The 15,146-nt window shown below is 27.8% G+C and carries 12 protein-coding genes; 4 read left to right on the top strand and 8 right to left on the bottom strand.

Annotated elements, in window-relative coordinates:
• The first annotated feature begins 57 nt into the window (after positions 1-57).
• Complete coding sequence (gene gyrA, locus EXC58_RS01375) at positions 58-2,679, top strand: DNA gyrase subunit A (protein WP_129725275.1); 2,622 nt, start codon at positions 58-60, stop codon at positions 2,677-2,679.
• 42 nt (positions 2,680-2,721) lie between these two features.
• Here the strand turns inward: gyrA and EXC58_RS01370 are convergent, their stop codons facing one another.
• The 8 genes from EXC58_RS01370 to EXC58_RS01340 form a co-directional block, all read right to left on the bottom strand.
• A complete protein-coding gene (locus EXC58_RS01370; RefSeq protein WP_129725274.1) occupies positions 2,722-5,127 on the bottom strand; it encodes a DEAD/DEAH box helicase in 2,406 nt (801 codons plus the stop codon).
• 3 nt (positions 5,128-5,130) lie between these two features.
• A complete protein-coding gene (locus tag EXC58_RS01365) occupies positions 5,131-6,732 on the bottom strand; it encodes a site-specific DNA-methyltransferase (RefSeq protein ID WP_129725273.1) in 1,602 nt (533 codons plus the stop codon).
• A gap of 65 nt (positions 6,733-6,797) precedes the next feature.
• Positions 6,798-7,952: a site-specific DNA-methyltransferase gene (locus EXC58_RS01360; protein WP_235666108.1), complete on the bottom strand. Its 1,155-nt coding sequence runs from the start codon at positions 7,950-7,952 to the stop codon at positions 6,798-6,800.
• 53 nt (positions 7,953-8,005) lie between these two features.
• A complete protein-coding gene (locus EXC58_RS04810) occupies positions 8,006-8,398 on the bottom strand; it encodes a type III restriction endonuclease subunit M (protein WP_223211614.1) in 393 nt (130 codons plus the stop codon).
• Between the two features lie 62 nt (positions 8,399-8,460).
• Positions 8,461-10,185, bottom strand: a complete 1,725-nt coding sequence (locus tag EXC58_RS01355) for a site-specific DNA-methyltransferase (RefSeq protein WP_129725272.1) — start codon at positions 10,183-10,185, stop codon at positions 8,461-8,463.
• A gap of 100 nt (positions 10,186-10,285) precedes the next feature.
• A complete protein-coding gene (locus EXC58_RS01350) occupies positions 10,286-10,996 on the bottom strand; it encodes a pseudouridine synthase (protein WP_129725271.1) in 711 nt (236 codons plus the stop codon).
• A 14-nt stretch (positions 10,997-11,010) separates the two neighbouring features.
• On the bottom strand, positions 11,011-12,054 hold the full coding sequence (locus EXC58_RS01345) for a hypothetical protein (RefSeq protein ID WP_129725270.1): 1,044 nt from the start codon (positions 12,052-12,054) through the stop codon (positions 11,011-11,013).
• 80 nt (positions 12,055-12,134) lie between these two features.
• Positions 12,135-13,451, bottom strand: a complete 1,317-nt coding sequence (locus EXC58_RS01340; RefSeq protein ID WP_129725269.1) for a glucose-6-phosphate isomerase — start codon at positions 13,449-13,451, stop codon at positions 12,135-12,137.
• 175 nt (positions 13,452-13,626) lie between these two features.
• On the opposite strand from EXC58_RS01340, the gene EXC58_RS01335 reads away from it, so the two are divergent.
• From EXC58_RS01335 to atpE, 3 genes are read left to right on the top strand one after another with little or no spacing between them, the layout of a single operon-like run.
• The gene (locus EXC58_RS01335) at positions 13,627-14,073 is read left to right on the top strand and encodes a hypothetical protein (RefSeq protein ID WP_129725268.1); all 447 of its coding nucleotides are present in this window, start codon (positions 13,627-13,629) and stop codon (positions 14,071-14,073) included.
• Positions 14,066-14,833, top strand: a complete 768-nt coding sequence (locus tag EXC58_RS01330; RefSeq protein WP_129725267.1) for a F0F1 ATP synthase subunit A — start codon at positions 14,066-14,068, stop codon at positions 14,831-14,833. Before EXC58_RS01335 ends, EXC58_RS01330 begins: the two co-directional genes overlap by 8 nt.
• 7 nt (positions 14,834-14,840) lie before the next feature.
• Complete coding sequence (gene atpE, locus EXC58_RS01325; RefSeq protein ID WP_129725266.1) at positions 14,841-15,146, top strand: ATP synthase F0 subunit C; 306 nt, start codon at positions 14,841-14,843, stop codon at positions 15,144-15,146.

The raw sequence follows: 15,146 nt of genomic DNA, 5'->3' as shown, positions 1-15,146 counted from the left end.
CCAAAAAACACAAAAAATGGTATAATAAAATAAATATTTTATTATAAAGGACAAAAGATGGCTCAAAACAAAAACAAAATTGATGAAGAAATTAAAGTTTCTTTAGAAGAAGATAAAGAATATGAATACGAAGAAAATAATCGGGTAGTTTTTAAAAAAAGAGAACCCAAGATTATCCAAGAAGAAGTTGAAGAGGAAATTCCACAAGCCAAAGAACAATATCAAGTTCAATCGCAAATTCTTGAAGAACAAACTGAAAGTGTTGCTCCAATTTCAATTGATTCAGAAATGAATAATTCATTTTTAGAATATGCAATGAGTGTTATTGTTTCTAGAGCCCTTCCTGATGCTCGTGATGGACTTAAACCAGTACACCGAAGAATTCTTTTTGATATGAGCGAACTTGGAATTACTCCTTCATCACAACATCGTAAAAGTGCTCGGATTGTAGGAGATGTACTTGGAAAATACCATCCACATGGAGATTCATCAGTTTATGAAGCGATGGTTCGGATGGCTCAAGATTTCTCAATGCGTTATCCACTTGTTGATGGACATGGAAACTTTGGTTCAATTGATGGCGATGAAGCCGCTGCTATGCGTTATACTGAAGCTAGAATGTCAAAAGTAGCCGCAGAAATGCTTGAAGGAATTAAAAAAGATACCGTTGATTTTGTTGATAACTATGATGCTAGTGAAAAAGAGCCAGAAATTTTACCTTCTCGTTTTCCGAATTTACTTGTTTCAGGAGCCACTGGAATTGCTGTAGGGATGGCTACTGAAATTCCACCACATAATCTTGGTGAAGCTATTGATGCCACCATAGCTTATGCTAAAAATAAAGATATTACCACTAAAGAATTAATGCAATATATTAAAGGCCCTGATTTTCCAACTGGAGCTATTATTTTAGGGACTAAAGGTATTTATGATGCTTACGAAACTGGAAAAGGAAAAATTCCAGTTCGTTCAAAATGTGAAGTGCAAGAATTTTCAAATGGAAAATCCAAAATTATTGTTACTGAAATTCCTTACGCAATTAAAAAATCAACTATTGTCCAAAAAATTTCTGAATTGCACAAAGATAAAGTTATTGAAGGAATTTCGGATTTGCGTGATGAATCTAACCGCGAAGGGATTCGGATTGTTTTAGATATTAAAAAAGGATTTAATCCACATATTTTGTTAAATAAATTATTCCAAAAATCATATTTACAAACCAATTTTAATGTTAATATGGTTGCTCTTGTTAATGGGGAACCAAAACTTTTAACACTTAAAGATGCTTTAGAAGTGTATTTAACTCATCAAAAAAGAGTAGTAACCCGTAGATTGCAATTTGATTTAAATAAAGCTTTAGAACGGGTGCATATTTTAGATGGATTAAAAATTGCCATCCAAAACATTAAAGAAGTTGTTGAGATTATTCAATCAAGTAAAACTGATGCTGAAGCGCAAGAGCGTCTTGCTACTCGTTATGAATTAAGCGAAAAGCAAACTAAAGCAATTTTAGATATGTCTCTTCGTCGTTTAACTGGATTAAACTATGAAAAAATGACTGTTGAAATTGATGAATTACGCAAGGAAATTGAGTATTTAAAATCAATTTTAGAATCAGAAGAAAAACTTATTGAGTTAATTATTTCTGAATTAACTCAAATTAAAGAGCAATTTAATGATACTCGACGTACTACAATTGATTCTTCAGCTGTTGGAATTATTTCAGATGAAGATTTAATTGCTGAAGAGGAAATTGTTATTACTAGCAGTGTTAATGGATATGTTAAACGGGTAGCTCTTTCAGAATATAATACCCAAAATCGTGGTGGGGTTGGTTCAGTAAGTATGAAAACTTATAATGATGATGATATAAATACCATCATTCATACTAGCACCCACACTGATTTACTTTTATTTTCAAACAAAGGAAAAGCCTACCAAATTCGTGCTCATCAAATTCCTCAAGGTTCAAAACAATCAAAAGGAATTCCATTTATTAACATTGTTTCAAATTTAGATGTTCAAAACGGAGAAAAAATCATCTCAATGCTTGATGTCCCTCAATATAGCGAAGATCGATATTTAGCAACTGTTACCAAAAATGGAATTATCAAAAAAAGCTCACTGGCTTCTTTTGCTAATGTTCGTAGAAATGGGCTTAACGCCTTTAGATTAAATGAAGGTGATGAACTTGTTAGAGCTTTTATTGTTTCAGATGAAGATTATATTTTAATTGCTAATAACTACAGAAGTATCGTTAAATTCCGTGCTAATTCATTTAGAACACTTGGAAGAGTTGCTATTGGAGTTAAAGGAATTAACTTAGAAGCAAATCAACATGTTATTTCGGCATCTTCAAGTGCTGATGGAGAATATATTCTCTCGCTTGGAAGTCAAGGATATGGTAAATTAACTCATAGCGATGAATTTAGAGTAACTAATCGTGGAGCAAAAGGAGTTTCAGGAATAAACTCAGAAAAAGCTGGACATTTAGTCTTTGCTCGCTTTGTTTCAAAAGATGATGAATTAATTATTATTACAAGTAGCGGAATTACAATTCGAACTAAAATTAATCAAATCACATTAGCTTCAAGAATTACCAAAGGAGTTAAAATTATCAACCTTAAAGAAGGTGATGAAATTGTGGCAGTGGATGTAATTAAATCACAAGAAGAATAGTATACAAAAACCAGAGAAAAATAAATTTCTCTGGTTTTATTATTAATTTTCTTGCGATTGAGCGATTTCTTTGATAATTTCTCTAAGTTCTGAAGCTGATTGACTTTCTTTTTGTTCTTTTAGAAATTTATTTAATGACTCAATTGAACTAAATCCTTCAATATCTGCAAAACCTTTTCCTTTTGGTTTATAAATAATAATTGTTAAGGAATTAATTTCATTATTATCAAAAAACAATTTTGACTTTTGATTTTTCTCAAAATTTTGAACATATTTTTGATATGCCTTAAGCATTTGCGTAGTTTTTTCAGCATTAATGTCATTTTGAGATTTAACTTCAACAAAAAGCATGTGCTTTTGATCTATTATCAAAAACAAATCCGGATAACTTTTTTTGACCACTATATCATCGTCTTTTTCTAAATATCCAAACGAAAATCCATTATGAACTTGATTTTTAGTTCACAGTGTAATACTATTTTGGAAATCTTTTTTATATTCTAAAAGATCTTGTAAGTTGCTCATAAAATCTTCTTCAGGTTGTGAATCTAGCAACAATTCATCAAATAATTTGATCCGATATGGAAACTTTTCTTTTGATTTTCCAATAATTTTGTGTTTATATTTCTGAGTTTGTATGTCTTTTTGTTGAATAAAGTCTTCAGTAATTTCATTTGTATCAAGAACATAAAGCTCATCTTCGGCTTTAGAATTAGCTCTTTTATAATGAGATTTGTATTTTTCAATAATCAAGTGAAGGAATGTTTTGTAAATAATATATTCAAAAAAGTCCTGACTAAAATATTCTTTTTTTATTTGTTTAGCAAAATCAGCATATAAATTAGTCAAATAATTTTCGCCCAGTTCAATAAAGTATTTATTATTGATTTGCCTTTGCTTATTAACAAATATTCTTAGATCAATTTTATTTTCAAGTTTTGAGATAATACGAGTTCTTGATTTATTTTCAGTTTCTGAGACTTTGTATGTACTTTCTTCACCAATTAAAAATTTATATTTTTGGTATTCATTTTCAAAATAATCAAGCTGGTCTTTAACTCTTTCGATACTGATAATATGTTCTAAATCTTTTTTGTAAGTAACTTTATCAAAATGCAATCTAGCTTTTTTAGTTTCGATTTTTCCGTATAAAACTTTATAGCGGATTTTTTTAATTTCTTCTTTGATTTTTCAGTTAATTAAATTACTATCAATAGTTTTTTGTTCGTTGGAATAAATATAAAAGTAATTTGCTATATTATTTTCATCCAATTTAACATGCGGAATAGGGTTTCGTTTAATTCTTCCAATTGTTTGAATATTTAGTGTATTAGATGAAACTTTTCGAAGTTGCACTAACATGCAAGCACGAGGAATATCTCAACCTGTAGCAGGACCGATTTTAAATAAAATAACGTCAATACTTGAATTATGGGCAGATAAGTTTTTTAAAGAAATTTTTTCTCTGGTATTAGTTGAGGTTTTTGAATCACTAAAATAAGTTGCTCAAGTTAACCCGTACTCTTCTATTATTTTTTTGTATTCTTCAATATTTTCTTCAAGTTCTGGATCTATTTCCTCGTCTTTATTAGTTTTTTTACTTCTAATTTGAATAAGCATTGCTGGATTTATACCTAAAAGATGAGGTTCTTTTTTGGTGTCTCCATATTGCTTTTTAATTTCTTTGAATTGTTCACAGGCAGCTCTTAAAATAACATCATCATCAATTTTATCTGCATCTTTTAAATTGACATTGAATTTTTGATATTTTTTAAGCAACTGCATATCTGAATCATTTTGTAAATCTGTGGCTGTAATTTCAACTAAATTATCACTATCTTGAGGAGTTGCGGTCATATGAATTGAAAAAGAAGCAATTGAATCAACTAAATTTTCAAAGTCATTAACTATTTTATCTTTACTTTTTTTATCACCTGTTCCAATGTGAGCTTCATCACGAATGTAAATTAATTCAGTATTATCATCATTTTTAATTGAATCAAGAAAACCTTCTAAAATTCCATAATCAGTAAAAATTCTTCCTTTTCCAAAAGAAGATTTTCCAACAATCATAACATCAGAATCATTATATGTTAAATTTAAACTATAATCTTTTTTTGAGTCTTTACCTGAACTTGATGGCGATTGAATATTTTTAACAATTATATTAGTATTTACAAGTGAAGACCTGTAATCATTTAGTTTGTTTGCAAATTGTTGTGGTAATTCAGCAGAAGAAAGTGTCGCAATTAAGAAAAACAATTTTTTTCCGCTTGTATTGCTTGTTAGCATTTGATCAATTACATTTGCAATCATAAAGGTTTTTCCAGCTCCAGTAGGGGCTTTAAAAATTACTTTTTTGTTATCTTCATTGTCATAGCGATTTTCTCAGAAATACATAATTTCATCAACTGCTTTTTGCTGAACATTTGATAGAGTAAAACTCATATTTTAATCTCCTATTGCTTTTAGCGATCTTAATTTTGATAAAATCTTATCTGTAGAAAGCTCAAAATTTTTAATCCCAAAATTTATGAGCATTTCATTTACTTCACTAAGTAAATCTTCAAGTTTTTCATTATTGTTAATTGCAATGTTTTTGTATTTAATTTCAAAAACATTTAAATTAGCATTAAATGGGTTATTATTTTTTATTCACTCAAAATTTTCTTTTTTATTAAAACCTAATCCTTTGTTAATTCGATAAAGTCTTTCGTATGTGACGTTATAAGCTATATTATTTTCATTATTTGTGATTAATGTATATTCGATGTTTAAATTTTCTTCATTTTTTAATTCTAATGCTGCTTGTGCTGTGGTACCAGAACCAGCATAAAAATCTAAAACTCTTAAATTTTCTTTGCTAGCCAATTTTATTAAATACTTTATTAATCTTACGCTCTTAGGTGTTCCAAAATCACTATTTCCAATAACTTCTTTTAGTTTGTTGAAAGCTTCTTCGGTATGTCCTACTAGTTTGTAAGGTAATATAGAAAGCGAAACAACATCAGAAACACTATCTAAATGTATTTTTAGTGCAGGTCTTTTATTTTGATCTTCTGGTAGTCAGATTCTGCCTTCTTCTATTAGCTCATACATTCTTTTTTTATTATATAATCACCCTGAATTTTCGGGGCATTTGTAAATTTTAGAATTTCAAACAATATCATATTTATTTTTAGTTCTTTTAGTAAGATCGGCTTTTTTATAAAATCCTCTACCATCATTATCGTTGTGAATATACAATTTATTATTTTTTTCACTTCTTTTAAAGCGATTGAATTTTTTTATATGATCCTTGTTTTTTGCATAACATAATATGTAGTCATGATTAACAGAAACAAATTTATTGTTATTCTTAGGGGAATAATTTTTCTCTCAAATAAAATTTGTAATAAAATTATCCTCTCCAAAGATTTCATCCAAAAGAACTTTTAAATATGCTTGTTCGCTATCATCAATGGATACAAAAATAACACCTTCATTATTAAGAAGTTGTTTCGCGAGTTCTAATCTTTCTTTGATCATATTTAGTCAACCGTTTCGACTGAATTTGTCGCGGTAAATAAATTTTTTAGCAGCTATAGTTTCATTATTATCAGCAACTTTATTTCCCTCAGAAGCTGATCTTTCAGTGTTATATGGAGGATCAATATAAATTACATCATAGCCGAAATTATCTCTCTCTCTCTCTCTCTCTCTCTCTGTTTCTACGAAAATGAGATTTTTTAAAGCATCATAATTTTCACCAATAATTAATGTATTTTGGATTTTATTTTCATTTCCTGTAAATGAAAGTTCTTCATTCTTTTTTAGATATGCAATAGTATCGACTTTTGTTGCTGGTGCTGCATCAAAAGTAAATCCTATTTTTACTCTTTGAATTAAAAGTTGGTAAACCTCTTGAATTAATAATTCATCAGCTCCTTTTTCTTTTGAGACTGATAATAAAATTTGTTTAATTAATTGTTTTTGATCGTTATTTAAATTGCTTTTTGCAATTTGATCAACTTTATTGTGGTAACTTTTTACCAATTCTTGCAAATTTTTCATAATTCCTCCATAAATATATTGGTAAAATTATACTCATTTTAAAAATTAAAAATTAAAAATTCTATTTATTGATCAATTGCCTTTAATGATCTTAATTTTGATAAGATTTCATCACTTGAAATATTAAAACTTGCGACTCTAAAATCTTGGAGCATTTGATTCACCTCGCTAAGTAAATCTTCAAGTTTTTCATTACTATTAATAGCTATGTTTTTATATTTAATTTCAAAAACATTTAAATTAGAATAAAAAGGTTTATTGTTTTTTATTCACTTAAAATCATCAATTTTGTTAAACCCTTTACCGTAATTAATTCGATAAATTCTTTCGTAAGTAATATCATAAGCAATGTTGTTTTCGTTATTAGTTACTAAAGTATAAGAAATATTTGAATTTTCATCTTTATTTAATTCTAAAACTGCTTGTGCAGTTGTTCCAGAACCGGCATAAAAATCTAAAACTTTTAAATTATTTTTGGTAGCTAATTTAATTAAATATTTAATTAATCTAACACTTTTTGGAGTGTCAAAATTATTATTTCCAATTACTTCTTTTAATTTATCGACAGCTTCTTGGGTGTGTCCTACCAGTTGATAAGGTAATATCGAAAGGGAAATAACATCGGAAACTTCATTTAAATATTTTTTGAGTGCTGGACGCTTATTTTGATCTTCTGGAAGTGAAATTCGATTATCTTTAATTAATTGATACATTTTCTTTTCTGGATATAATCATCCTGAATCTTGTGGGCATTTGTAAATTTTAGAATCTCATTTAATATCATATTTATTTTTACTTTTTTTGGTTAAATCTGATTTTTTATAAAGTCCTCGACCATCATTATCATCGTGCATATATAATTTATTATTCTTTTGGGTTCGTTCAAGACGATTGAATTTACCAAGAATATTTTTATTTTTTGCATAACACAATATGTAATCATGGTTTACTGAAACAAATTTATTATTATTTTTAGAGGCATAGTTTTTTTCTCAAATAAAATTTACGATAAAATTATTTTCACCAAAAATTTCATCCATTAAAACTTTTAAATAGCCTTGTTCATTATCATCAATTGATATAAAAATAACTCCCTGTTCACTAAGAAGTTGCTTTGCAAGTTCCAATCTTTCTTTGAGCATATTTAGTCAACCATTTCGACTAAATTTATCCCGATAAATAAATTTTTTAGCAGCTACATTTTCGTTATTATCTGCAATTTTATTTCCCTCAGAAGCTGATCTTTCGGTATTATATGGAGGATCGATGTAAATTAAATCGTAGCCTGAGTTACTCTCTCTCTCTCTCTCTCTGCTTCTATAAAAATAAGATTTTTTAAAGCGTCATAATTTTCACCGATAATTAGATAATTTTTATTTTTATTTTTATTTTCATTTAAATTAAATGAAAGTTTTTCATTCTTTTTCAAATAAGCAATAGTATCAACCTTTTTACTTGGTGCAAGATCAAAAGTAAAACCTATTTTTATTCTTTGGATTAAAAGTTGATAAACCTCTTGAATCAGTATTTCATCAGCTTTTTTACTTTCTGAAACTGAGATTAGAATTTGTTTAATCAATTCTTTTTGATCGCTATTTAAGTTACTTTTTGATATTTGATCAATTTTGTCGTGATATATTGCAACTAACTCTTGTAAATTTTTCATAATTCCTCTAATAATTTAATGGTTAAATTATAACTTTTTTAAATATTCACTAAAATAGCATTTTAGCTATCTAATTGTTTAAGCGATCTTAGTTTAGATAAAATTTGTTGAGTTGAAAGATTAAAACTTAAAATTCCAAAATCTTGGAGCATTTGATTTACATCGCTAAGTAAATCTTCAAGTTTTTCATTACTATTAATAGCCATGTTTTTATATTTAATTTCAAAAACATTTAAATTCGAGCTAAATGGGGAATTATTTTTAATTCAAGGAAATTCATCTTTATTTTTAAATCCTTTACCGTAATTAATTCGATAAAGTCTTTCATAAGTAATATCATAAGCTATATTATTTTCATTATTTGTTACTAATGTATAACTTCTGTTACCGCCATCTTCTTTATTTAATTCCAGTACCGCATGTCCTGTAGTACCTGAACCAGCATAAAAATCAAGGATCTTGGAGTTTTCTAATGAAAAAATTCTGATTAAATATTTTAAAAGTTTTAAAGACTTTGGGAAATCAAATTTTCTTCCATTTAAAACTTTCATTAGTGATTCGGTTCCATTTTGAGAGTTTCCATGAATGTCTTTATTGATTAAAAGAGTATTTAAATATTCTTTTTTAAATATTGTAAACACATCTGTATCTCAATTATTATCAACACCATCATTTAAAATTTCATCATAAATTATTGAGATAGGAGTAACTCCTTGTTTAACTTCTGATAAAAAGAATTTCTGTCTTAACATTTTTCCTTCAGAATATATTCTTTTATCTTTGATTAATTCTAGCATTCTATCTTTTGTATACAACCAAGATTTACCTTTGGTTGGAGTATAAATCTTACCTTCAAACTCTATTTCAAAATCTCTTTCTTTTTTATATTTCATTGACGTTAGAGTTATCCTATCTCAAGGTCCTCTTGGATCATTATCCTTGTTTTTAAACTGTGCTAATTGTTTTTCAGTTCTTTCATTTAATTTAACATTAACACTTTTGATATTTTTAGCAAAACAAATAATATATTCATGATTTGAAGATATTAATTTAACGTTGTTTTTTGGAGCTTTAACTTTTGCAAAAACAAAATTAGCAATAAAATTTTCTTCACCAAAAATATCGTCCATCAAAACTTTTAAATAAGCTTGTTCATTATCGTCAATTGAAACTAAAATAACTCCCTGGTCGCTAAGCAGTTGTTTTGCGAGTTCTAATCTTTCTTTAAGCATATTTAATCAACCATTTCGACTAAATTTGTCTCGATATACGAATTTGTTAGCTAAAATAGTCTCTTTATCATCTGCTACTTTATTTCCTTCAAAAGCAGATCTTTCAGTGTTATATGGAGGATCAATTACATCATAACCGAAATTATCTCTCTCTCTCTCTGTGTGTGTGTGTGTGTGTGTGTGTGTGTGTGTGTGTGTGTGTGTGTGGTCTTCTACAAAAAGAAGATTTTTAAGTGCATCATAATTTTCACCAATAATTAATGTATTTTGGGTTTTGTTTTCATTTCCTGTAAATGAAAGTTCTTCATTCTTTTTTAGATATGCAATAGTATCGACTTTTGCTGTTGGTGCTGCATCAAAAGTAAAACCTATTTTTACTCTTTGAATAAGAAGCTGATAAACTTGCTGAATTAAAGATTCATCAGCTTTTGAATTTTGTGAAATCGAAGTTAAAATTTTTTTAATTAAATCTTTTTGATCAGTGTTTAAACTACTTTTAGAAATTTCATCAATTTTTATATGGTAGTCTTTAACCAAATCTTGCAAAGTTTTCATAATCCCTCCATAAATATAATGGTTAAATTATACATATTAAAGAGATAAATAATAACATTTGGACACTATTTTCGGACAAATATAAAAAAACAAACTCAAATTATTTGAGTTTGTTTGAAATTTTTTGCAATTTATTAATTTCTTCATTACTTAAAAAGCGGTATTGACCCAATTGAAGATTTTTATCTAAATTTAAAGGTCCAAATGAAACCCTTTTTAAATAGGTAACTTGCATTTTTATAGCACTAAACATAAGTTTTATCTGATGAAATTTACCCTCATAAATTGTAAGCAAACAACTATTTTCTTTAATATTAGAAATAGTTCCCTTAACAAAAACATTATTTGAAATTTCTATCCCGTCTTTAAAAATATTTACATTAATACTTTTCAAAGAAGAATTAACTTCAACATAATAAGTTTTAGGAATGTGGTTTTTAGGAGACAAAAGTTTGTGTCCAAGCTCACCATCATTAGATAAAATAATTAATCCTTCAGTATCTTTATCTAATCTTCCCCAAATATTTAAATCTTTTTTGGGAATTTCATCATTAATTAAATCTAAAATAACTTTATCTTTTTTATCAACATTGGCACTCAAATAACCAGCTGGCTTATTGAGCATAATGTAAATATTTTTATTAATTTGTAATTTTTGATTATTAATAAAAATTTGATCTTCTGAATTAATCTTTTGACCTAATAGTGCTATTTTTGTGTTTATTAGTACTTTTCTTTGCAAAATTAATTTTTTAATTTCGCTACGAGAATAATTAGTGTTTTGAGAAATTATTTTTTCGATTCTATCCATTGAAATATTTTAAGTTACCTTATGTTATTAAGCTCACCTTGAAGAATTTGAGCTATTTTTGTATTATTTTCAAATTTAAGCACACTAATTAATTCATTTAAAATTCAAATTTTCTTTAAATTGTCACTAAATTGACCATAATTTATTTCTAACATGTAAGTAGCTCAAAATTTAATATAAAGAGCATATAAAAGATTTTTGTATTTATTGATATTTTCCATATTTAATTTTTCAAAATATTCATTGATAAAATCAAATCCACTACTAATTACTTGTGAGGGGTTATCACTTTTTTCAATTAGTTCAAAAAATCTCTTTCCTACGTTTTCTAGAATCATTAAGTCTAATTGACCTTTAGTAATTGTCTTTCTTTCATTTTTGTTTTGATTAATCAAATTTTCGATTATCTTCTGAAAAACATCTTCAATAAATGGTTCAATTGCATTATTTAATTTAAATTGATTCATTAATGAGTTAGCTTCTTGTTTGATGTTTTGTTCATTTAAAGTTAGAGTATCTTTTGAATAACTTTGAGCTAAAGATGTTGTTTCTAAAGTAATTAAATTTTGACCATTATATTTTAATAAACATACTTTTTGAGATTGTTTATGGTTTGTTCTAACATAATGAGTATGATTGATTGGAATTTTCTTAAATCCATCAATATGGTAAGATTCCACATAATATGCAGGGACTGAAGAGTTTTTAACTCTTCATAGTACTTTAATTGTTGCGTCACTAAATCCAGGATTTTGAATAACTTCTCCTACTGTTGAAGTTAAAGTAATCCCAGAAGTAGAGTCGTGAATTTCTACTCCGATTATTTTTTCCATGCAATCAAGTGCTTCAGAAGTGTAATCTTTTTGAGTGTCTTCAGGTTTTAAATATTCCATTTTGGGAAGTTTTCTAGTTAATGGAGTTCTTTTTAAAATTTCTAAAATTAAATCTGTTTGCTGAGCTTCTGTTTGCGTATTTTGTGTAAATTGGCAAGATATAATTAAAAAAGAAGTGCTTAGCAACCCTGATGGAATAAATAAACCCTTTAAAAACCTTTTCATAAATATAATTTTATATTACATTTAAGATTTTAATATTTAAATAAAAAACCAAAACAAAGGGAATTGTTTTGGTTTTAAAATTATTTTTTAAGTAATTCAAACATATTTTTTTTGTATACTTCAACTCCAGGTTGATTAAAGGGATTAACTCCAAGTAAATATGCACTCATTGTAACTGCTCGTTCAAAAAACATAAATAAAGCACCCAATGATTCTTCGCTAAAGTCCTTGAATGTTAAGTGTAAATTTGGAACTGCACCAATATTTGCGTGTGCATCAATTGTAGCTTCAAGAACTGTATTGTTAATGCTATGTAAATCTTTATTATTTAAATATCCAAGCTTATCTGGGTCATCAATATCTACTTGTAAGGTGATGTTTTGATGTGAATTTTGTACAGAAAGAATGGTTTCAAATAAAATTTTATTTCCATCTTGAACCATTTGACCAAGCGAGTGTAAGTCAGTAGTGTATAAAGCTGAAGAAGGTCATAAACCTTTGCCGTCTTTTCCTTCGCTTTCGCCAAATAGTTGTTTTCATCATTCGGTAAAATATTGCATTTTAGGTTCATATGAAACCATTAGTTCAACCATGTATTGTTTTTGAGTGTGGAAATAATATCTTAAGGCCGCATATAAATAAGCCGGATTTTTAGCAAGCAATTCGCTACTAAGTTCCTTATTGGTTTGTCTTGCTCCTTCAAGTAATGCCTCAACATTAATTCCTGCACAAATAAATGGAAAAAGTCCAACGGCAGTAAGTACTGAAAAACGTCCACCCACATCATCAGGGACAATAAGTTTTAAATAACCTTTTTGAGTTGCAAGCTCATTTAACAGTCCTTTATCTTTATCAGTGGTTGCAACTATTAGTTGAGATGCTTCTTCTTCAGGACGTTGTTGTTTTTTAATTTGTGATTCTAGAAGCATTCTAAATTCTCTAAAAGCTACCGAAGGTTCAAGAGTAGTTCCAGATTTGGAAATAACATTAATTGCAAATTTTTTGTTTTTAACATAATTTAATTTTGAAACAAGTGTACTAGCAGATAAATCATTTCCAGCAAAAAGTAATTCCATCCGTGGCTTTTTAAGTGAATAAGGTCCATAAATAAAGTCATATCCAGTTTTAGCTCCTAAATATGAACCTCCAATTCCAATTACCACAACTACTTCAACACCCATTTTTTCTCATTGGGCTGCCTTTTGGTGCATTAATTCGACTTCTTGTTTATCATAATTTTGTGGTAGATCATATCATCCGAGTCAATCTTTTTCTAAAACCTGCTTATTTTGTACATCAAAGTGAATTTTAGAAACTTTTTCTTGTAAAAATGCCAATTCTTCAGGAGCATTTTTAAGGGCATTGAAAGTATTTAATTTTAAATATTTTAAGCTCATTATTCCTTCTTTAATAGGTTTGATTATATTAGTTATAATTATATTATATATGCTGTAAAAGCACTCATATCTTGCTAAAAAAAGCATTTTTTAAAAATCTTTAAAAAATTTTAAAATCCTATATAAAACCCTTTAAAAAAGGTATAAAATTCAATAAGCAAACAAAGGGGGAGCGGTGAAGCAGTTAATTACAAAAAACACTGTGGATGTTGCTTTTTTTATTATTTTTATTCCAATTTTGCTAATTTTAGCACTTTTAAGCTATTGGCATTTTGGAAGTTTCTTTGGTTTTGCTATTGGTTCTTTAATTGCTTATTTATCCATTAAAATTAATATCGTTATAGCATCTTTTTTATCTTCACGATCCTCAAAGGGCAAAATTGTGAAATTAATTATTGTCAAAAACTTTGTTTTTTTGATTTTAATTGGAATAATTATTTACTTATGCATTCAAATTAACGGTATTTACATTGAAAGTAAAGCAATAATAGGCTCTAAATGAAATTATGTTAATAATCCAATAAACTTAATTGCATTATTAGTAGGACTTTTTATTCTTTTTCCTACTTATATTTTAGAGTATCTGTTACAAAAATATTTAGCAAGGAGGTGAAATGAATAATATAGCTGATAAATTATGAAGCTGAAATCAACCTCAATTATTATCTTTAGTTGTTACTGTTTTAGTAATTTTTATATTAAGCATTATTGCTTATAAATCAATTAAAAAAGTCAAGCCACATCAAGCTCCTAAAGGAGCAGCTCTTATTGCTGAAATGTACCTTGGAGGACTTGATCAAATGATTGATGAGAGCATTGAAGATAAATTACCTAAAGCTCGTCATTATATTGTTACATTATTTAGCATGCTTTTAGTTGGAAATTTATTATCTATTTTTGGACTTGAACCCATTGGAACTTCCTATTCAATTCCACTAACTTTATGTATTGCTACGTGACTTGGAATTTTTGTGGTTGGATTTATTTATCAAAAACTCAGATATTTAAAAAAATATCTTAATCCATTTGAAGCTATCGGAGCCATTGCACCACTAATTTCGCTAGGTTTTCGTTTATATGGAAATTTAATTGGTGGAGGAGTTGTTTTATTTTTACTATATTCATTATTTGGGCATTTATGAGAAATGCTTCCAAATTTAAGCGGACATAGATGATATTTTATAGCTCCAGTTATTACTCCAGTATTTCATTTTTACTTTGATATTTTCGATGGACTAATTCAATCGTATGTCTTTACAATTTTAACTTTAAGTTATTGAATGAACGAAGTTGGAGAAGAACAAGCTCCACACCCACTTAAAAATCAAACAAACAATTTTAAACGTGTAAAAATTAGCCAAAAATTAAAGGCAATTTATTAGGAGAATTATGTTAACAAATGTTACAAAACTTTTAGAAGAAACAACAAACCAAGCCGCTACTACTTCTAGTGGAGCAGGTTCAATTGAAGCTGGACTTGTGGCTGTTGGGGCAGGAATTGCAATGATTGGTGCTTTTGGCTCAGCAATTGGACAAGGATATGCTGGAGGTAAAACTATTGAAGCAATCTCAAGAAACCCCGAATCTGAAGCAAAAGTTCGTAAAATGTTCATTATTGCAGCTGGAATTACTGAATCTGCTGCTATTTATTGTTTAGTTATTTCTTTACTAATTTTCTTTTTAGGTAGAAGATAA

It is taken from the genome of Mycoplasmopsis citelli (assembly GCF_900660645.1).
In the GTDB taxonomy this organism is placed as follows: Bacteria; Bacillota_I; Bacilli_A; order Mycoplasmatales; family Metamycoplasmataceae; genus Mycoplasmopsis; species Mycoplasmopsis citelli.
This window is presented reverse-complemented; position numbering and strand designations above follow the sequence as displayed.